The sequence below is a fragment of the Bradyrhizobium sp. S3.12.5 genome (genome assembly GCF_040548225.1).
Lineage (GTDB): Bacteria > Pseudomonadota > Alphaproteobacteria > Rhizobiales > Xanthobacteraceae > Bradyrhizobium > Bradyrhizobium cytisi.
In genome coordinates this window covers 83,168-102,220 of sequence record NZ_JBEPRF010000018.1, presented here as the reverse complement: position 1 = coordinate 102,220, position 19,053 = coordinate 83,168, and the positions used below count along the sequence as shown (strand labels likewise).

Genomic DNA, 19,053 nt, shown 5'->3' with positions numbered 1-19,053 from the left:
GTCTGGATTGCTTCGCTTCGCTCGCAATGACGGCAAGGCTAAACCACCCGCGCGCGCTTGATCTCGCGGATCTGCAGGTCATGATCGATGCTTCGCACGATCTGCTCGCAGTGCCAGCCGGCATTGTCCTTCTCGATCGCGAACAGATTGTAGGCCGCCGCTGGATGTCGCCCGTGCGCGAGCGCCGAGGCCGACGGCACGCCGATCGCGGGAATGTTGCCGTTCCGACCTGCGAACCACATCGTCGAATGGATGTGGTCGTGCCCGTGCAGGATCAGCTCGACGCCGTGGCGCTTGAGCAGCGCCAGCAGCGCCGCGGAATCCGTCAGCCGCTTCTGCCATGCGCTGGACTTCAGGGGGTGATGCACCAGCAGCACGCGGAAGACGTCCTCGGCCGCGAGCTGATCGAGCACCCGTTCGAGTGCGGCGAGCTGATCGTGCCCGAGCGTGCCCGTCGCCATCAAGGGCGGCGTCGGCACGGCGCTGGAGAGGCTGATCAGCGCAGCCGGCCCGCGCCGGCGCACACCGGGAAAGCCGGTGTTGCCGTCGTCGTCTGCAAGATAGGGCGCAAAGGTCTCGCCGAAGCGATGGCGCGTGACGCGGACATAAGCGTCGTGATTGCCGGGAATCGTGGTGACGCGATCGGGCGGCCCGACCCCGTCGAGCCAGGCGCGCGCCGGCGCGAACTCCGCCTCCATCGCCAGATTGACGAGATCGCCTGTGACCGCGATGTGGTCGGGCGCCTGCGCCTTGATGTCGGCGACCAATGCATCGAGCACCTCGCGGCGGTGGTAGTTGTGACGGTTGCGCGTCCAGTTGACGTAGCCGAGCGCGCGCTTGCCGGCGAGCTCGATCAGCCGCGGCTTCGGCAGCGGCGGCAGATGCGGGTCGGACAGATGGGCGAGCGTGAAAGGTGCCATGGCGCGCGGTTGCCTCGCTATTCGCACGCTGTAATGGCAAGGTCGCCGGCAACGTGCAAGGGACGCTTGAAAGGGCGCTTCAGGAGAGCCTGATGGGGGAACGCCTGGACAAGATCCGACGCAGATTCGAGCCGCTGCTGCGGCGTGTCTTCCACGCCTATTTCCTGCTGGTCCGCGGTATGACGCTCGGCGTCCGCGCCGTGGTGCTCGATGCCGACAACAAGGTGTTTTTGGTCAAGCACAGCTACGTCTCGGGCTGGTATCTGCCGGGCGGCGGCGTCGACTATGGCGAGACCATGGAGCAGGCGATGCGCCGCGAGCTCAAGGAGGAGGGCGATATCGACCTCACCGGGGAGGCCGTGCTGCACGGCGTCTTCCTCAACAGCCACATCTCCCGCCGCGACCATGTCGCGGTCTATGTCGTCAGGCATTTCCGGCAGGACAGGTTGCCGGCGCCCAACCACGAGATCATCGAATGCGGCTTCTTCGACACCGCCGCGCTGCCGGAGGAGGCGACCCCCGGCACGCGGCTGCGGATCGCGGAAGTGCTTCACGGCAGGCCCGTGATTGCGACGTGGCGCTGAGGGCGGGCTATGCTAGTACCAGTCCGAATGGGCGCCACGGAAACCTGATGAAAGCCGCAAAACTCGCCTTCGGCTTGATCTGCCTCGCGATCCTCGCCAGCAACATTGCGACAATGTCGCGCTGGAGCGAGGCGCGCGGGGTCTATGACGACATCTGCTATCTCCGGCAGGCGCATCTGTTCCAGCGCTTCGGCGCCGGTGGGCTCGACACCAACGCGGTCAGGGACGACGACCGCTATTTCGAAGGCAAGCTGAAGGACATTGCCTTCGCCGAATGGAAGGATCCGATCCGCTGGCCCTGCCACAATCCGATGCCGGGCGGCAAGGTCGTGTTGCAATATCCGCCGGGCACCGGCTTTCTGCTGGCGCTGTTTCCGCAAGGCCATCAGGTCGTGCCGCTCTACATTGCGGCGAGCCTGATCCTGTGCGGCCTCGCGCTATCAGGCATTGCCATGGCGCGGACGCTGCCGTCGATCCTGGGCGCTGGCGTGTTCGGCGCGCTTGCCGTCTATCTCATGATCAATCCGGCGAAAGCGAGCTATTCGGTCGCGCCGACCATGGCGCTGTGCGCGGTCGCGGGCTTGCTGACAGCGCTGTGGCTGGCCAGGGGCAAGCGCAGTGTCTTACTGATTGCGCTGATCGGCCTCCTGCTCGGCGCATCCGTGAATTTCAGGCTGCCGAATGCCTTGCTCGCGGCCGGCTACTTCCTCTTCCTCGGCATTCCCTTCCTGTGGACGCGTTCGCTTGCAACGTTTGTGCAGGGCCTCGCCTTCGGTGCCGGCGTGCTCGTCGGCATGGCGCCGACGCTGGCCGCCCAGGCCATCAACGCCGGCAGTGCGCTGTCGACGACCTATGGCAGCGCCGATCTGGTCGCGCCGGCGTTCGATCTTGCGGTTTTCGGTCAGTATTTGCGCGACATGCAGATCGTGCTGATCGTGCTTGCGATCGGCGCGACGCTCTCGCTGTTGTGGTCGCGCGAGGGGCATATGCAGCAGGCTGCCTTCGTCGTTGCCGGCAACCTCGCCGTCAATCTCGGCTTCTTCCTGAGCCATCCGATTTTCACACCGTACTACGTCGTGCCGATTGCGATGTTGTCGCTGTGGACGCTGTCGTTTGCCCGGCTGCTTCAGCCAGCCGAGGCGCGCGAGGCTGCATCGGTCCGGCGCGAGCCGGCCAGTCTGGGAGCGCTGCCGCGATGACATCCGCTCAATCCCGCATCGCCGTGCTGGTGCCCTGCTACAATGAGGAGGCGGCGGTCGCGACTGTCGTCGCCGACTTCCGCAAGGCGCTGCCCGCGGCGGAAATCTATGTCTACGACAACAATTCGCGCGACCGCACCGCTGCTGTCGCGCACGAGGCCGGCGCGATCGTGCGCAGCGAGCGGCGGCAGGGCAAGGGCCACGTGGTGCGTCGCATGTTCGCCGATGTCGAGGCCGACATCTACGTGCTGGTCGACGGCGACGCCACCTACGATGCGCCGAGCGCGCCGCCCATGATCGACAAGCTGCTCGACGAACATCTCGACATGGTGGTGGGCTTTCGCATCGACCAGTCGCAGGCCGCCTACCGTCTCGGCCATCGCACCGGCAACCGCATGCTGACCGGCTTCCTGTCCTCGACCTTTGGACAGGAGTTCAAGGATATCCTGTCCGGGTACCGCGTGTTCTCGCGGCGCTTCGTCAAATCGTTCCCCGTGCTGTCTGATGGCTTCGAGATCGAGACCGAGCTCGCGGTCTACGCGCTGGAGCTGTCGCTGCCGGTTGCCGAGGTCGAGACACCCTATTACGCGCGCCCGGAAGGTTCGTTTTCGAAGCTCAACACCTGGCGCGACGGCCTTCGCATTCTCGGTACCATTCTGAAGCTGTACCGCTCGGAGCGGCCGCTGCGCTTCTTCACCGTGATCGGAATCCTGCTGGCGCTGGCCGCGATCATCCTTGCGATCCCGATCGTCGTCACATTCATCGAAACCGGCCTGGTGCCGCGCCTGCCGACCGCCGTGCTGTCGATGGGATTGACGATCATGGCGCTGCTGTCGATCTCGTCGGGCCTCGTGCTCGATACCGTGACGCGGGGGCGACGGGAGATGAAGATGCTGGCCTATCTGTCCCAGCCGGCGCCGAAAAGGAACTGAAGTCGGGCGCTGCCATGGACTGCCGAACGTCCAGATGCTACTCCGCGAAACAACATGAACGATCTCTCAATCACCATCAGTCCCGAAGCTGCGGGCGACGCCCAGGCGATCGAGCGGCTGCACGAGCGCACCTTCGGCCCCGGCCGCTTCGTGCTCAGCGCCTACCGCATCCGCGAACACGTCGACCATCTGCTCGACGTCTCCTTCACCGCCCGCATCGGCACGCTGCTGGTCGGCTCCGTCAGGCAATTACCGGTCGTGATCGGTGAGACGCCGGCGCTGCTGCTCGGGCCGCTCACCGTCGAGCCGCCATTTCGCAGCCGCGGCATCGGCCGCATGCTGATGGAGCGGGCGCTGAAGGACGCCAGGGACAAAGGCCATCGCCTCGTGCTGCTGGTCGGCGACGAGCCCTATTACAGCCGCGTCGGCTTCAAGCTCGTCCCCAAGGGACGCGTGACCATGCCGGGCCCGGTCGATGCCGCCCGCGTCCTGGTGTTCGAGCTCGTCGACGGCGCCTTCGAAGGCGTCTCGGGCAAGGTCGCTCCCGACTGGAGCAAGGCGCGCGGGTAGGCTCACATGTTCCGGGTGACAGCCGACACATTGCAGGCCTACCTCGATTTCGATCCGCAGCGAAGGCGAGATCTGACCGAACTGCACAAGCTGGTCGTCTCGGTTGCGCCGACCCTCAAGCGCTATTTCCACCGAGGAACGCCCGCGGGAGAGGCGGGAATGCGCATGAAGATGATCGGCTACGGCAAGTTTCGCTACGCCGTCAAGTCGGGAAAAAGCACGGAGTGGCCGGTGATCGGTGTTGCGCTCCAAAAGAACTACATCAGCGTGTACGTGGCGGTTACCAGGCAAGGTGCGCCGATCGTCTCCCGTTATGCGGGAGAGCTCGGCGAACTGCGGATGGGGGGCAACAACTTCAGTTTCGAGCGGTTCGAGGATCTCGATCAGGATGCCGTATCGACCCTCGTCGCGGAAGTTGCCGGCATCTTCAAAGCGGATCCTGAAAACCCCGTTCGCTATATGCAGGGCTCGTGACTCGCCGGTGCCCGGCAAATAGCTCTGGGGCGTTATTCTGAACGCGGAAAGCCGGGCACGCTGTACCGTCGGCGCGGTTTATGCCAAAAACAGCAGGCCGCGAAGCTGACGAAGGACATGTGAAGTTTGGCCGCATCCAAAAAGGGCACCTCGCCCGCGGAACGCCAGAATGGGATTGATCGGACCATCGATCTCCTGGAAGCGCTGCTGCATTTGCGCGCGCCCTCCAGGCTCAGCGACCTCGCCAAGCAGATGGGCGCGCCGCGCTCGACCGTCTATGCCATCGCCAACCGCCTGATCGAGGCGGACCTGCTGGAGAGCGTTGGCGAGGGCGGTCAGGTCTATTTCGGCAAGGCGGTGCATCTCTACGGGCGGGCCTATGCGGAGGCCAATCCCCTGCATCGCCGATGCCGCGAAGCCCTCGACCGGCTGGCGACCCAGCATAGTGCCACCGCGCAACTCTGCGCGCTGCGTGGCCGCAAATATGTGGTGGTCGATACGCGGGACGGGTCGGGCCTGTTCCGGATCACGACGGATGTCGGCATCGAGGTGCCGCTGCCGTGGACTGCATCCGGCAGGTTGCTGCTGGATCACATGAGCCCGGCAGAGATTCGCGCGTTCGTTCCGAAAGAGGATTTTCGCCTTCCGGACGGCCGCGTCCTCGATATCGACGATTTCATCAAGGACGTCGCACGCGCGAGACGTGACGGCAAATGCGTGACGACGGCGCTGTCCGATCGGTTTACGTCGTGTCTTGCCGCCCCCATCCGCGACAAGAAGGGTGTCGCGGTCGCGACGCTCTGCTTCGTCGTTCCCGCGGATTCGGTGAAGGAGCGTAGGACCGCGCTGCTCGACGACCTCGTTGCCACCGCAACCGAACTCTCGGATCGCCACTGAACCCAGTCGACCGGCAGCGCCACGGCCGATGCACTGGCATCGGGCCGTCGCGGCCCCGCGTGTCCACTCTTGACATCATGCCGCTGCAATATCTAACGTAATGCTATAAGATAATGTTGTCCGTTATAAGAGACAATGTAGCAGCCGGCCGTAAGAGGCGCGACCCTGCGTTCCAGGCGAGGATTCGAAATGGCAAATGCAAGACGACAGGTACCCGGGCGACGCTGGCTGATCGGTTGTCTCCTCGGCGTCGGAATTCTCATCAACTACATCGATCGCGTCGGGCTGTCCGCCGCGACGCCCGAGCTCACCAGTGAGCTTGGCCTCACCGCCACCGATATCGGGCTGCTCGGCAGCGCGTTCTTCTGGACCTATTCGCTGCTGCAAGTCCCCGGCGGCATGGTGCTCGACCGCTTCGGCGTCACCATGGTCGGCCGTGCCAGCAGCTTCCTCTGGGCGGTCGCCGCCACCATCACCGCGCTCGCCAGCGGACTTTGGGGAATCGCCGGCGCGCGCCTGTTGCTCGGCGTCGCGGAAGCACCGGCCTTTCCGGCCAGCCAGAAGGCGACCGGGCACTGGTTTCCGCTCGATGAGCGCGCGCGCTCGACTGCGATCTTCGATTCCGCCGCCAAATTCTCCAACGTGATCGGCGTGCCGCTGGTCGCCTATGTGATCTTTCTCTACGGCTGGCGCTGGGGTTTTGGCGTCACCGCGCTGCTGAGCTTGCTGTATTTCGTCGCCTACTACGTCATCTATCGGAATCCGAGCGAGGATCCGAAGCTGTCCAAGACGGAGCATGACTACATCGTCGCCGGCGGCGGCACGCCGGAAGGCCCGGCCACGGCAGGGCAGAGCCGCATGCTCGGCTACCTCTTGCGCAACCGCAAGGTCTGGGGACTGACCATCGGATTCTCCGCCTATGGCTACACCTTCTATCTCTTCCTGACCTGGTTGCCGGGCTATCTCGCGCAGACCATGCATATGAATCTGATGTCGGCCGCGGGCTATTCGACGATTCCCTGGATTTTCGCGACGTTGTCGGACCTCCTGATCGGCGGCTTCCTGGTGGATCATTTGATCGCCCGTGGTTACGACAGCACGCGGGTGCGCCAGTCGGTGATCATCGTCGGCATGCTGATGGGGCTTGCCGTCATCGGCGCCGCCTTCACCGTGAAGCCGGGCTGGGCGCTGCTGTGGCTGTCGATCGCGATCTCGGGATTGTCGGCCGCGGCGCCCGTGGGGTCCTCGATCGTGTCGCTGATCGCGCCGAAGGGCGGGGCGGGAACGGTCGGCGGCATTCTCAATTTCACCAACAACATGATGGGCGTGCTCGCACCGATCGTGACTGGTATAGTCGTCGACTGGACTCAATCGTTTGCCGGCGCCTTCATGATCGCCGGCGTGGTGCTGCTGATCGGCATCTTCTTCTATGTCGTGGTGCTGGGGCGGATCGAATCGATTCCCGATTTCGCCGAGGCACCGCCGCCGGACGCCGTGCCGGTCCACTGAGGAGAGGGCCATGCCCCAAGGAACAAGCCAAAGCAGAGCCAGGGACACTCTCATCCGCAATGCCCGGCTGATCGACGGCACCGGCGCGCCGTGGTTCGAGGCCGACCTGCGCATCAGCGGCAGCCGCATCGCGGCGATCGGCGCCTCGCTGCCGGCGGAGGAGGCCGACATCATCGACGCGCGCGGATGCTATCTCGCGCCGGGTTTCATCGACGCCCATTGCCATGACGACCTGATCTGCCTGCGCGAGCCTGACAGGCCCGAGAAGGCGTTGCAGGGCGTGACCACGCTCGTGGTCGGCAATTGCTGCTTCTCGCTCTATCCGGCGACCGCAGGCTCCGCCGAGATGCTGCGCCTGCACTTCTCGGGTCTCGCCGGCGAAACCCGCTCGAACGAAGTCTTCGACAGTTTCGACGGCTACCGGCTGGCGCTGGAAGGGCCAGGCGTGGCGCTCAACCTCGTCTCGCTGGTCGGACATGCCGCGATCCGGCTCGCGGTGCTCGGTTACGACCGCCGCGCGGCGACGGCGCAGGAGATCGCGGCGATGCAGGCGCTGCTCGCCCAGCAACTCAGGCAAGGCGCTGCCGGCCTGTCGCTCGGTCTCGTCTATCCGCCGAGCGCCTATGCCGACACCCATGAACTGTGCGCGCTGGCGGAGACGGTGCGCGCGCACGGTAAGCTGCTCACCGCCCATATCCGCAGCTACGAAGCGGGCCTGCTGAATTCCATCGACGAGTTCATCGCGATCCTGCGCGCCTCCGGAGCCGCGGGGCTGCTGTCGCATCTGCAATCGGCGGGAAAGCCGAACTGGGGCGCGATCCCCAAGGCGCTCGACCGGCTCGAGGCCGCGCGCGCAGAGGGGATCGATATCTCGTTCGACATGTATCCGTATCCCGCCGGCAGCTCCTACATGCTGCAATTGTTGCCGCCGGCGGCGCTGGAAGGCGGCATCGACGCGTTGCGCGCGCGGCTGCGCGATCCGGCCAGCCGCGAGGCGCTGCGCGTGCTGGTGGAGGAGGGCGATCCCGATCCGCATGCCGCGCAGTCCAAGATCGTGCTGATCGGCTGGCACAATGTGCGCATCTCCGGCACCGGCAATCCCGCGCTGAAGCCACTCGAGGGCAAGTCGATGGTCGATGCCGCGCGCGAGCTCGGCATCTCGCCGTTCGATCTCATGGTTCGGTGCATCGAGGAGGACCAGGGCCAGACCGGCATCATCATGTTCCAGCTCGATGAGGCCGATCTGCGCGCCGCCTTCACCCATCGCCTGCACATGGTCGGCTCCGACGGCATTCCGCGCCCAGGGACCAAGCCGCATCCGCGCGCCTATGGCAGCTTCCCGCGCGTCGCCGGCCGCCTGACACGCGAGCAAGGCTGGCTCACGTTGGAGGACGCCGTGCGGCGAATGACGGCGATGCCCGCCCAGCGCTTCGGCCTGTCCGACCGCGGCATCCTGCGGCCAGGCATGGTCGCGGATCTCACTTTGTTCGACGATACCATCATGGACAAGGCGACGTTCGAGACGCCGACGGAAATGCCCGCAGGCATCCGTTCTGTATTCGTCGCAGGCGAGGCCGTGGTTGCAGACGGACGCAGCACCTTCGCGCGGCCGGGCCGGGCCCTGATCACCGGATGACGGCCCTGCAGACATCATCACCACAGACAGGACGAGACCAATGACGCTGAAACGATATGGCGCGGCCGGCGGCACTGGTACCGGCGGCCAGCACCTTCCTTTTGCCCGCGCGGTCGAGGCCGACGGCTGGCTTTACGTTTCGGGGCAGACGCCGATGGAGAACGGCGAGGTGATCGAGGGCGGCATCATCCCCCAATCGCACAAGGCGATCCGCAACCTGCTCGCCATCCTGACCGAGGCCGGTTACGAGCCCAAAGATGTCGTGCGTTGCGGCGTCTGGCTCGACGATCCCAGAGACTTTCAAAGCTTCAACAAGGTCTTCGCCGAATATTTCGGCGCCAATCCGCCGGCGCGGGCCTGCGTGGTGTCGAGCATGGTGGTCGATTGCAAGGTCGAAATCGACTGCGTCGCCTATCGCAGGTGAGCCGGATTGTGCTGCGTCGGGGCCCGCAGGCGCCGACGCAGGCAAGCCGCACAGCTAGAACCGCTGCGACATGCCGACATAGAAGCCGCGCCGCGGTCCGTATTGCGGGGCGAACACGCCGATGCCGGAGCCGTCGCGGATCTGGTAGATCGTGTCGAACGCATTGACCACGTCGAAGCGCACCGTCGTCGGCTTGTTCGGCGCGACGATGTTGAAATCGTGCGACAGGCCGAAATTGACCTGCGTGTAGCCGGGCAGGTGATCGGTGTTGGCAAAGCCCGAGCGCAGGCCGCTGCCATAGATCATCGACACGCTGTAGCGCGTCCCCTCCCAGAGATAGGAGGCGCCGGCCGATCCCGACAGCATCTGGGCGTGGTCGGTGTAGATGTAATGGCCCGAGATGTAGGCAAGCTCGTCCGCGCCGAACAGATACTGGTTCGAGACGACGCTGGTCGCGATCTGCTTGGCCCAGGCAAGGTTGGCGTAGGCACTAAAATTGCCGTTGCGATAGGTCGACTTCAGCTCGACGCCGACGTTCTCGCCGCGATCGTAGTTGAAGCCGCTGAGCACATAGGCCGCGCCGAACTGGCCATCGTCGAGCAGGTCCCGCGCCTTCTTGTAGTAGGCGTCGGCGCCGACCTCGAGACCGGGGATCGGATAGATCTTCTGAACTACGCCGACATCGAACACGTGCGACCGCTCCGGCAGCACCGGGCTGTTCTGCCCGACCTCCGGCGTCTGCGTGTTGGCGGGCGCGCCGGGCGGGGTCACCAGCGCGAGATTGACCGGTGTCGCGATCACCTGCGAGGGCGGGGTGAAGTTGCGCGCGTAGCCGGCGTGGAAGGTGGTGCCGTCGAACGGCTTCCAGGTCAGGCTGACGCGCGGGCTGAGCTGGTTGGCATCGACAAATTGATACATCTGGTCGAAGCGCAGGCCGGCGTTCAGGGTCAGATTGTTGGTGATCTTCCATTCGTCCTGGACGTAGGTCCCGATCAGCCAGCCGGTCTTGGCGTTGGAATCGAACACCGAGAACGGAGCGTCGATCGTGCCCGCCGTCGGGTCCGCGGGATCGGCCAGCGGCAGCACCGTCGTTCCGCTGTTGACCAGCGTTCGCTCAGCGCTCACCGACAGGCCGAACCGCAGCGTGTGCGCGTAGCCGATGCGCCAGGCGGTGTCCTGCTGGATGCCGTTGACCACGCTCTGGCGATAGACGTCCGAGGAGACGCCGTTGAAGACGAGATCGCCGATCGGGTCGGGGTAGAAGTGCAGCTGGCTGTAGCGGTTGAAGTAGGAGGTCTGGGTATCGAACTCACCGTTCGAAGTCTGGTAGGAGACGACGTTGAACTGGTTGAACTCGTTCTGGTGCTCGTTGAGCCGGGACGAGTCGAAATCCGACACGCCGAAGGCGGTGAAACCCGGCGTCTGGCCGGGATTGTTCGGGATCTGGAACGTCGCATTCGACACGCCGCTCATGAAGGTGAGGCGGCTGGTCGGATCGATCATCGTCGAGAGATAGAGAAATCCCTTCTCCTGGTTGGTGCGGTCGTGGATCGCATTGACCGACGGGGTCGGGTTCTCGATGCCGAGATTGTTCTGGAGAAAGCGTCCCGACAGGAAATACTGCGTCTGCCCGGCGGTCCCGCCATATTCCACGTTGGTCGAGATGGTGCCGTGGCTGCCGCCATAGACGCCGACGACACCGGAATTGTTGAAGGCGTCCGCCTTGGTCGTGATGTCCAGCACGCCGGCGGTTCGCTGGCCGTATTGCGCCGGCAGCGCACCGGTGAGCAGACTGAGGCTGCCGACGATGCCGGTGTCGAGAATCTGCCCGAATGCGCCGACGCCGTCGGGAAGCATGACGCCGTTGATGCGATACTGAAGATTGGCGTGCTCGTTGCGGACGTGCAGATCGCCGCTCGCGGCCGAATCCTGGGTGACGCCGGGGAATTGCAGCAGCACCTTGTCCAGCGAAGCATTGGTACCCTGCGGCAGCGCCTCGATCGCCTGGTGATTGAGCGTGTGGGCCGTGGCGCCGCCGGGCGGAAGCACGCTTTGGCGCGCCGCGTCGAACCGGTCGCTCTGGCCCTCGACGGCGGCGGGAGCCTCGGTCTGTGGCCGTGCCTGCGTTGTCGCACGCCGCTTGGCAACGGCGACGCGAACCTTGGGGCGGCGCGGCGCCTGGGTCTGCTTGGGCGCATCGACTTCGACGCTCGGCAGCGTCGTGGTGGGAGCCGTCGTCTGCGCCATGGCGCTGCCGCCGGGATAGAACAGCGTGAGTGCGGCGAGGCTCGAGCCCGCCAATATTGCTTTTGAAGACACCATTGTCCTGATTTCCGATCGCGCACCGCCGCTTTCTTTTGGAGGCTTTGCGGGCGATACGCGCCGTCGACACGCGACGGATCAATTTCGATAACCTTGCGGGATCGGCGCGACGCGCGGCCGATGCCAAAGGCAGCTCAATCGATGGAGATCAGGACGCAGGTGGGGCGCGCGGCTGGAATGCCGTGCGGGCCGATTGCAGATGGATGAATTCGGCATCGGTGGTGCGGTAAAGCAGCTCGACCGCCTGCGGCAGCAACAGCAGGGGCGGCGTCGCGAACGTGACCGTGGCGGCCATCGCGACCAAGGCGCAGATCGCGCAATTGTCCTCGCCCGGCCGTTCGCGATCGGGATTTGTCGGGGACTGCTTCTGGACCGATGCGCTGTCGGTCGATGCGATGCTCTTGGCGCTGTCGGCCGGCTGAGACTGGGCGAGGGGCGCGGCCTGCGCGAACCAATGGCTATGACCGAAGGTCAGCGCGAACTGCACCAGCATCGCGAACAACGCGAGCCGGGCGCCGTGCCTGATATTCGACCGGAACCACTTCATCTGGAAACGCCACCCCGCATCGCGAGGCGCCGATCGGCGTCGCGATGTTATATTGTAACATCGCAGCAAGGGTCAGCGGATGTCAACCGCCGCCGCAACGGCCAAGGCGGACCGTTGTAAGATGTGTCGTTCCGGCAACTAACGCCCTTCGCGCACCCAGGTCGCGGCGAAGGCGCCGAGCAGCAGCAGCAGGCCGATCAGGCCGGCAAAGATCGGCAGCACGCCGACGCCCTTGACGACGCTGGCGTCGCGCATCCGCACGCCCATCCAGCCGTCACCGGCAAACACGCTGGTCGAGCGCACCGGCACGATGCGCGGCAGCTCGACGCTGCCGCCATCCGCGATCCGCACGGCGCTGCCGCCGGTCGCCTGGGTCAGCGGCTTCAAGGTCTCGGTGGTGGAGGTGACTTCCGAAAACTCCTTCGGATTGGTCGGGCCGACATTGATCAGTGCCTTCAGCGTGCCGTCGGTCGCCTGCCACAGGCCGAGCTCGCTCGCGGGAAGGCTTGCGCGCCACTCGCCGGGATCGCCGGGGCTGAGCGTCAGATCACGCGAGACGCCGGAGGGCGAGGTCACGCTCACCGGCTGCACGCTGTCCGCCATGGTCTGGCGCACCACGACGAGATCCTTGCCCTGCACCTGGAGCCGCAGCGCTTCCTCGTCGAGGTCCGGCTGCTTCATCAGCCAGTGCGACATCCGCCTGAGCAGATCGAGATGCGGACCACCGCCCTCGTAGCCGCGCGCCCACAGCCAGATGTGGTCGGACAGCAGCAGCGCGACGCGGCCCTCGCCGAAGCGCGACAGGAACAGCAGCGGCTTGCCGTCCGCGCCCGTCATCACCGGCGGGTTGACCGAATTGCGGGTCTCGACGGTGCGGAAGAAGCGGCTCCAGTGCGGCGGCTCGAACGCCGAGCCCTCCAGCCCGCGCGTGACGGGATGGCGTTTGCCGATGTCGGAAAGATGCGCATAGAACGGCTTCTCGGTGACGCCGACGGGTTCTGCCGGCAGCACCGTGTCGAGCGGCGTGCGCCAGATGCTGGTGGTCGAGGCATAGTCGGGGCCGGCCGACACCAGCACGGCGCCGCCGGCGCGCACGTAGCGCGCGATGTTGTCGAAATAAGCGATCGGCAGCACGCCCTGGCGGGCGTAGCGATCGAAGATGATCAGCTGGAATTCGTTGATGTGCTGCTGGAACAGCTCGCGGGTCGGAAACGCGATCAGCGACAATTCGTTGATCGGCGTGCCGTCCTGCTTCTCCGGCGGCCTTAGAATGGTGAAATGCACGAGGTCGACGCTGGCGTCGGACTTCAACAAATTGCGCCAGGTGCGTTCGCCGGAATGCGGCTCGCCGGACACCAGCAGCACGCGCAGCTTGTCGCGTACGCCGTCGATGGCGACGACGGCGCGATTGTTCACCGGCGTCAGCTCGCGCTCGAGCGGCGAGGCCTCGATCTCGACGATGTTCGGACCGGCATGCTTGATCTCGACGTCGACGCTGGCGCTCTGGCCGCTCGAGAGCGTGCGCTCGTTGATGACCTCGCCGTCGCGGCGGATCGTGACCTTGGCGCGCTCGCCGGTGACGCCCTGGTCGTCGAGCTTGTAGGTGATGGTCTGGTTCTGGCCGACGATGCCGAAGCGCGGTGCCGCCGTGATCGCGATGCGGCGGTCGCGCTCGTCCTTCTGTCCGGTGACCAGCGCCTGCACCGGCGCCTGGAAACCGAGCGCGGCGGCGTTGGCGGGGATATCGTGAACACGGCCGTCGGTGATCAGGAACGCGCCGGCGACGCGGTCGACCGGCACGTCCGACAGCGCGGAGGCCAGCGCGCCGAACAGCTTGGTTCCGTCGGTCTCGCCGTCGGCCTGTCCGGCATCGACGACGCGCACTTCAAGTCCCTTGATCTTCTTCAGGCTGTCGACCAGCGCCTCCTGCGCCTTCGCGGCTTCCTGGTTGCGCTTGCCGAAATTCTGGCTCGGGCTCTTGTCGACCACGACCGCGGCGACCGAGGTGAGGGGATCGCGGTCCTCGCGCGTGAAGGAGGGATTGGCGAGCGCGAGCAAGAACAGCGCCAGCGCCGCCACGCGCACCGCCGCGCCGCGCGCCCGCGCAACCAGCAGCACGATCGCGATGACCACGATGGCAGCGAGCGCGATCCACAGGACGATCGCGGGAACCAGCGGCGTGAACGCAATGCCGTAATTCATATCGATCCTATTGCCCCAGTCGCTCGATCAGGGCCGGCGCGTGCACCTGGTCGGCCTTGTAGTTGCCGGTCAGCGTGTACATCACGATGTTGACGCCGGCGCGATAGGCGAATTCGCGCTGACGCGGCTCGCCCGGGGTCAGCGGCAGCATCGGCTGGCCGTCGGGACGGAGCGCCCAGGCGCCTGCGAGGTCGTTGGAGGTGATGATGATCGGCGAGACGCCGTCGCCGCCGCGCGCGGGCCGTTGCGCGCTCTCGTCGTCGTCCTCGCGCGGCAGCGCTTCGACCCAGGTCTGGCCCGAGTTGAAGCGGCCGGGGAAGTCGCGCAAGAGATAGAAGGTCTTGGTCAGCACGTGCTCGCGCGGCACCGGCTCGAGCTCGGGCACGTCGAGCGAGGACAGGATCTCGCGCAAGGCCTGCATGCCCGGCGTCTGCGAGGCCCCGTTCTCGCCGGGCGGCGCTTCGACCGCGTCGCGGGTGTCGAAGATCACGGTGCCGCCCTGCTTCATATAGGCGTCGATCTTGTTGATGGCGTCCTGCGGCGGCTTCGGCGCGCCCGGCACGATCGGCCAGTAGATCAGCGGGAAGAAGGCCAGCTCGTCGCGCGCGGGGTCGACACCGACGGGATCGCCGGCCTCGAGCGCGGTGCGCTGCGCCAGGAACAGTGTCAGGCCGGACAGGCCCGCCTTGACGATGGAATCGACGTCGGCATTGCCGGTGACGACATAGGCGAGGCGGGTCTGCGAGGTCGACTTCATCGCGAACTCGTCCGACGCGCTGTCGGCGCGCGACGGCGTCGGCGTCAGCACGGCCATGCCTGCGAGCACGAAGCCAAGCAGGATCATGGCGGGCGCTGCGCGCCGGCGCAGCAGTGCGGCAAGGCCGCCGCCGAGCAGCGCCACGATGATGGCGTCCACCAGAAACAGCGCCAGCGAGCTCGACAGCAGCCAGCCGCGCAAGTCCCGCGGCTCGGCGTTGGTGTAGGTGGCGTGCCGGGCGCGGAGCCCTGCGGTGTTGAGGGCCGCGATGCGGTCGGCGGCTGCGAGCGTGTTCACGGCGAGCGGTCCTTCTGCCGGACCGTAGAAGCCGGGCGGATGATCCGGCGTGGCGCGGTCGCGATAATCAGCCGTCAGCGGCTTGGCGGTGGCCGGCGGCGGGCCGAAAGCGCCGAAGCCGTCGAGCAGATGCAGCGGCGCCAGCGTCTCGGTGCTGGCCTCAGCGGCAACGCCGGCGCCGGGCTTGGCAGTGTAGCCGGACATGTCGACGACGCGCCGGAGCATTTCGACGAAGGTGCCGGACATCGGCAGATCCGACCAGCGCATGTCGGCGCTGACATGGAACAGGCTGACGATGCCCTTGCCGCGATGCTCGCCGGTGACCAGCGGCGTGCCGTCTTCGAGCGAGGCCCAGCTCTTGGTGGCGAGCACCGCATCGGGCTCGGCCAGCACCTGGCGGCTCACGGTGACATCCTTGGGCGCGACGACGCCGGCAAACGGACCGTCGGCGGCGAAGCTGGCAAGATGCTGCGGCTTCTCCCAGGTCAGGCTGCCGCCGAGCGTGCGGCCGCCCTTGCGCAACTTGACCGGCACGAGATCGTCGTCGGCCTGCGCCAGCCGCGGGCCGGCGAACCGGACCAGCACGCCGCCCTGGTCGATCCAGGCGTTGAGACGCTCGCGCAATTCGGGCGCGACCGTGCCGACATCGGCGAGGATGATCATCGGCAGCTTCTGGTCGAGGAATTGGGTGATGCCCTGCTGCGGCGAGCCCTTGTCGGCGAGCCGCACGTCGGCGAACGGCGCCAGCGCGCGCGTCAGGTAGAAGGTCGGCGCCAGCAGCGGCTGCGCGGTCTCACTGGTCGCGCCCGAGACGATGCCGATGGCGCGCCGCCGCCAGCGCTTGTCGAGCAGCTGCACCGCGCCGGCCGAACGCTCGCCGGAGATCTCGAGCCGCGAGATGTCGTTGCGCAGTTCGACCGGCAGGTCGAACGCTGCCTCGACCTCCTTGTCCTGCGGGCCGAAGGTGAAGCGCGCCTCGCCGATCGGCGAGGCCTTCTGGTCCAGTGCCCGCACGGTGCCGGCGGCAATGCCGCTGTCGGTGCGCAGCACCTTCACCGTCATCCTCGCCGCCGCGTTTTCCGCCGCGACCAGCGCCAGCGGGGAGGAGGTGCCGCCTTCGAACACCGTCAAGCTGCGATCCCCTAGGGTCTTGCCGAGCCCCTGCACGAACTCTTCGCCGCGGCCGGTGTCGACGCCGTCAGACAGCCAGGCGATCTCGCAGTCGCCGGTCGCTTTCAGGAAACGATCGATTGCCGTGAGGGTTTCAACGCGCTCGATCGAATAGGGCTTTGGCACGATCTGCCGCAGCGCAACGCGCGCAGCGCCCGCCGGCATCAGCGTGATGTCGCGGTTCGGCTCGGACAGTGGCACCAGTGCGATCGCGCGGCGGTCATTGTCGGCATTGGCAATCAGCTCGTCGGCGGCCCGGATCCGCGTGTCCCAGTTCGAGGCGGCGCTCCAGCCGTCATCGAGCATGATCATCAGCGGCGCCTTGCTGGAGGCGAGGCCGGTTTGCGGATTCCAGATCGGGCCGGCGGCGGCGAAGATCACCAGGGCTGCGGCGAGCAGGCGCAGTGCGGTCAGCCACCACGGCGTCCGCGCTGGCGTCTCTTCCCGTGGTGCGATGTCGAACAACAGGCGGGTCGGCGGAAATTCGATACGGCGCGGCCGCGGCGGCATCACGCGCAACAGCCACCACAGCACCGGCAGGCTGACGAGGCCGATCAGGAGCAGCGGTTCGGTGAAGGCGAGCGGCAATCCCATCATGCGGCCGGCCCCGCCTTGATCGAGGTGGTGCGGGCGCCCGACTTGCTCACCTGCATGCCGGCGTGGAGGAACAGCAACAGCTCGGCAGCCGAGCGGTCGGTCGCGTGCGTCGCGAACAGCCAGTCGAGCTTGTTGGTCTCGGCGCGGATCTGGTCGCGATGCAGCGCCAGCCGCGTGGTGTAATCCTCCACCCAGCTCTCGGCGCGGCCGGCGGTGATCACGCCAAAGCCTTCCGGCTCGACGAACTCGACGCGGCCGGAATAGGGAAAACTCTCTTCGGCGGGATCGACGACCTGCACCAGCGTGCCATGCGCGCCGGATCCGGAGAGCCCTGCGAGGGTGGTCCTGATCTCCGCGAGCGGCGACCAGAAATCCGACAGCACGATGGTCTCGGCCAGCGCGGCAGGAACGAAGGACGGCGGCAGGCTCAGCCGGTCGGCGTCGTCGTGCAGCATCGCCTGCGCCATCTTGTCGATGACGCTGCGGCTTGCGGTCGGCGCCATCAATCCGGGAATGCCGACGCGCTCGCCGCCCGCGACCAGCAGCTCGGCCAGCGCGAACGCAACGATCAGCGTGCGCTCCAATTTGGAGTCACGCGCGGTCTTCGAGGCGAACGCCATCGACGGCGAACGGTCGGGCCAGATCCAGACCGTGTGCGAGGCCTCCCATTCGAGCTCGCGGACATAGAGATGATCGTCACGCGCCGAGCGGCGCCAGTCGACATTCTGCGCCGGCTCGCCGGAGACGAAGCGGCGGTATTGCCAGAAATTTTCGCCGGAGCCGGCGCGGCGCCGGCCATGCAGGCCGTGGATGACGTTGGCGGCGATGCGGCGGGCCTCGAGCACCAGGCGCGGCAGCGAAGCGGCGAGCGTACGGCTTTCGCCATCGGCACGTCGGATCGCTAAAGCCTCCTTTGCTGTGTGCCCGGTCTCTGCGGCCATCAACCGATCCGTGTCTTCAATTGCCGGATCACGTCCGGAATCGTACGTCCCTCGGCGCGTGCCTGGAACGTCAGCGCCATGCGGTGCTTCAGGATTGGCTCGGCGAGGTCGAGCACGTCGTCGACCGACGGCGCGAGACGTCCGTCGATCAGCGCGCGGGCGCGCACGGCGAGCATCAGCGATTGGCTGGCGCGCGGGCCGGGGCCCCAGGCGATGAACTTGCCGGCCTCGCCGCTCTCCTCGCCCGGACGAGCCGAGCGCACCAGCGACAGGATGGCTTCAACCACGGAATCGCCGACCGGCAGGCGGCGCACCAGCCGCTGCGCGGTGATCAGCGCATCTGCATTCATCGAGCCCTTGGCCAGCGTCTCTTCGGCGCCGGTGGTCTCGAACAGGATGCGGCGTTCGGCGTCGCGATCGGGATAGTCGACGTCGATCTCCATCAGGAAGCGGTCGAGCTGCGCCTCGGGCAGCGGATAGGTGCCTTCCTGCTCCAGCGGGTTTTGCGTCGCGAGCACGTGGAACGGTTTTGGCAGATCGTGGCGCGCGCCGGCCACGGTGATGTGCTGCTCCTGCATCGCCTGCAGCAGCGCCGATTGCGTGCGCGGGCTGGCGCGGTTGATCTCGTCGGCCATCAGCAGCTGCGCGAAGACCGGGCCGGAGATGAAGCGGAACGAGCGCTTGCCGGCGGTGCTCTCGTCGAGCACTTCGGCGCCGAGAATATCCGACGGCATCAGGTCAGGCGTGAACTGGATGCGCTTGGCATCGAGACCGAGCGTGACGCCGAGCGTCTCGACCAGCTTGGTCTTGGCAAGGCCGGGCACGCCGATCAAAAGCGCGTGGCCGCCGGAGAGGATGGTGACCAGCGTGTTCTCGATCACGCGATCTTGGCCGAAGATCACCGATGCGATCGCGTCCTTCGCCGCGCGCACCTGGCTCGACACCTGCTCGGCAGAACGGACGATGCCGTCTTCGAGCTTCTCGACACTTTCCGCCATCCGTTAGCTCCTTAAGCCTGTCACGCGGCAATCTTGCGTCGTCAGATCATCTGCCGTCACGTGATCTCGTCACGTGA

16 protein-coding genes are annotated in these 19,053 nt (G+C 66.3%); 9 read left to right on the top strand and 7 right to left on the bottom strand.

All coding sequences use genetic code 11. The features are described 5' to 3' along the window. Positions 1-38 precede the first annotated feature (38 nt). Positions 39-920: a metallophosphoesterase family protein gene (locus ABIC09_RS25565; protein ID WP_354110999.1), complete on the bottom strand. Its 882-nt coding sequence runs from the start codon at positions 918-920 to the stop codon at positions 39-41. A gap of 92 nt (positions 921-1,012) precedes the next feature. Between ABIC09_RS25565 and ABIC09_RS25560 the strand changes: the two genes are divergently transcribed. The 9 genes from ABIC09_RS25560 to ABIC09_RS25520 all read left to right on the top strand — a co-directional run bounded on the left by ABIC09_RS25560 (position 1,013) and on the right by ABIC09_RS25520 (position 9,145). Next, positions 1,013-1,504 (top strand): NUDIX domain-containing protein, encoded by a 492-nt coding sequence (locus tag ABIC09_RS25560; RefSeq protein ID WP_354033714.1) that lies wholly within the window; start codon positions 1,013-1,015, stop codon positions 1,502-1,504. A 47-nt stretch (positions 1,505-1,551) separates the two neighbouring features. Beyond that, complete coding sequence (locus ABIC09_RS25555; RefSeq protein ID WP_354110998.1) at positions 1,552-2,703, top strand: hypothetical protein; 1,152 nt, start codon at positions 1,552-1,554, stop codon at positions 2,701-2,703. After that, positions 2,700-3,635, top strand: a complete 936-nt coding sequence (locus ABIC09_RS25550; RefSeq protein WP_354110997.1) for a glycosyltransferase family 2 protein — start codon at positions 2,700-2,702, stop codon at positions 3,633-3,635. Before ABIC09_RS25555 ends, ABIC09_RS25550 begins: the two co-directional genes overlap by 4 nt. Positions 3,636-3,689: 54 nt before the next feature. Next, positions 3,690-4,205 (top strand): GNAT family N-acetyltransferase, encoded by a 516-nt coding sequence (locus ABIC09_RS25545; protein ID WP_354110996.1) that lies wholly within the window; start codon positions 3,690-3,692, stop codon positions 4,203-4,205. Positions 4,206-4,211: 6 nt separating this feature from the next. After that, a complete protein-coding gene (locus tag ABIC09_RS25540) occupies positions 4,212-4,679 on the top strand; it encodes a DUF1801 domain-containing protein (RefSeq protein ID WP_148755617.1) in 468 nt (155 codons plus the stop codon). Between the two features lie 126 nt (positions 4,680-4,805). Then, positions 4,806-5,576: an IclR family transcriptional regulator gene (locus ABIC09_RS25535; protein WP_148755618.1), complete on the top strand. Its 771-nt coding sequence runs from the start codon at positions 4,806-4,808 to the stop codon at positions 5,574-5,576. A 189-nt stretch (positions 5,577-5,765) separates the two neighbouring features. Beyond that, positions 5,766-7,085 carry an MFS transporter gene (locus ABIC09_RS25530; protein ID WP_354110995.1) on the top strand — a complete coding sequence of 440 codons (1,320 nt, stop codon included), beginning with the start codon at positions 5,766-5,768 and terminating at the stop codon, positions 7,083-7,085. 10 nt (positions 7,086-7,095) lie between these two features. Then, positions 7,096-8,721 carry an N-acyl-D-amino-acid deacylase family protein gene (locus ABIC09_RS25525; protein ID WP_354110994.1) on the top strand — a complete coding sequence of 542 codons (1,626 nt, stop codon included), beginning with the start codon at positions 7,096-7,098 and terminating at the stop codon, positions 8,719-8,721. Positions 8,722-8,761: 40 nt separating this feature from the next. Continuing rightward, the gene (locus ABIC09_RS25520; protein ID WP_148755621.1) at positions 8,762-9,145 is read left to right on the top strand and encodes a RidA family protein; all 384 of its coding nucleotides are present in this window, start codon (positions 8,762-8,764) and stop codon (positions 9,143-9,145) included. Positions 9,146-9,199: 54 nt separating this feature from the next. On the opposite strand, the gene ABIC09_RS25515 is transcribed toward ABIC09_RS25520, so the two are convergent. The 6 genes from ABIC09_RS25515 to ABIC09_RS25490 form a co-directional block, all read right to left on the bottom strand. After that, a complete protein-coding gene (locus ABIC09_RS25515; protein ID WP_354110993.1) occupies positions 9,200-11,467 on the bottom strand; it encodes a TonB-dependent receptor in 2,268 nt (755 codons plus the stop codon). Positions 11,468-11,615: 148 nt separating this feature from the next. Continuing rightward, positions 11,616-12,014 (bottom strand): DUF2946 domain-containing protein, encoded by a 399-nt coding sequence (locus tag ABIC09_RS25510; protein ID WP_354110992.1) that lies wholly within the window; start codon positions 12,012-12,014, stop codon positions 11,616-11,618. A gap of 138 nt (positions 12,015-12,152) precedes the next feature. Further along, the gene (locus ABIC09_RS25505) at positions 12,153-14,216 is read right to left on the bottom strand and encodes a hypothetical protein (RefSeq protein ID WP_354084831.1); all 2,064 of its coding nucleotides are present in this window, start codon (positions 14,214-14,216) and stop codon (positions 12,153-12,155) included. A 7-nt stretch (positions 14,217-14,223) separates the two neighbouring features. Continuing rightward, positions 14,224-17,037, bottom strand: coding sequence for a DUF4159 domain-containing protein (locus tag ABIC09_RS25500; protein ID WP_354110991.1), 2,814 nt, complete (start codon positions 17,035-17,037; stop codon positions 14,224-14,226). Beyond that, complete coding sequence (locus ABIC09_RS25495; protein ID WP_354110990.1) at positions 17,034-17,978, bottom strand: DUF58 domain-containing protein; 945 nt, start codon at positions 17,976-17,978, stop codon at positions 17,034-17,036. The genes ABIC09_RS25500 and ABIC09_RS25495 overlap by 4 nt, the downstream gene beginning before the upstream one ends. Beyond that, positions 17,978-18,976, bottom strand: coding sequence for an AAA family ATPase (locus ABIC09_RS25490; protein ID WP_354110989.1), 999 nt, complete (start codon positions 18,974-18,976; stop codon positions 17,978-17,980). Before ABIC09_RS25490 ends, ABIC09_RS25495 begins: the two co-directional genes overlap by 1 nt. Between the last annotated feature and the right edge of the window lie 77 nt (positions 18,977-19,053).

Bases quoted from the DNA above. Each gene is read 5' to 3' on its own strand.
- ABIC09_RS25545 (WP_354110996.1), top strand. From the start codon at position 3,690: ATGAACGATCTCTCAATCACCATCAGTCCCGAAGCTGCGGGCGACGCC.
- ABIC09_RS25565 (WP_354110999.1), bottom strand. From the start codon at position 920: ATGGCACCTTTCACGCTCGCCCATCTGTCCGACCCGCATCTGCCGCCG.
- ABIC09_RS25505 (WP_354084831.1), bottom strand. From the start codon at position 14,216: ATGAATTACGGCATTGCGTTCACGCCGCTGGTTCCCGCGATCGTCCTG.
- ABIC09_RS25540 (WP_148755617.1), top strand. From the start codon at position 4,212: ATGTTCCGGGTGACAGCCGACACATTGCAGGCCTACCTCGATTTCGAT.
- ABIC09_RS25560 (WP_354033714.1), top strand. From the start codon at position 1,013: ATGGGGGAACGCCTGGACAAGATCCGACGCAGATTCGAGCCGCTGCTG.
- ABIC09_RS25495 (WP_354110990.1), bottom strand. From the start codon at position 17,978: ATGGCCGCAGAGACCGGGCACACAGCAAAGGAGGCTTTAGCGATCCGA.
- ABIC09_RS25500 (WP_354110991.1), bottom strand. From the start codon at position 17,037: ATGATGGGATTGCCGCTCGCCTTCACCGAACCGCTGCTCCTGATCGGC.
- ABIC09_RS25550 (WP_354110997.1), top strand. From the start codon at position 2,700: ATGACATCCGCTCAATCCCGCATCGCCGTGCTGGTGCCCTGCTACAAT.
- ABIC09_RS25530 (WP_354110995.1), top strand. From the start codon at position 5,766: ATGGCAAATGCAAGACGACAGGTACCCGGGCGACGCTGGCTGATCGGT.
- ABIC09_RS25520 (WP_148755621.1), top strand. From the start codon at position 8,762: ATGACGCTGAAACGATATGGCGCGGCCGGCGGCACTGGTACCGGCGGC.
- ABIC09_RS25510 (WP_354110992.1), bottom strand. From the start codon at position 12,014: ATGAAGTGGTTCCGGTCGAATATCAGGCACGGCGCCCGGCTCGCGTTG.
- ABIC09_RS25555 (WP_354110998.1), top strand. From the start codon at position 1,552: ATGAAAGCCGCAAAACTCGCCTTCGGCTTGATCTGCCTCGCGATCCTC.
- ABIC09_RS25490 (WP_354110989.1), bottom strand. From the start codon at position 18,976: ATGGCGGAAAGTGTCGAGAAGCTCGAAGACGGCATCGTCCGTTCTGCC.
- ABIC09_RS25525 (WP_354110994.1), top strand. From the start codon at position 7,096: ATGCCCCAAGGAACAAGCCAAAGCAGAGCCAGGGACACTCTCATCCGC.
- ABIC09_RS25515 (WP_354110993.1), bottom strand. From the start codon at position 11,467: ATGGTGTCTTCAAAAGCAATATTGGCGGGCTCGAGCCTCGCCGCACTC.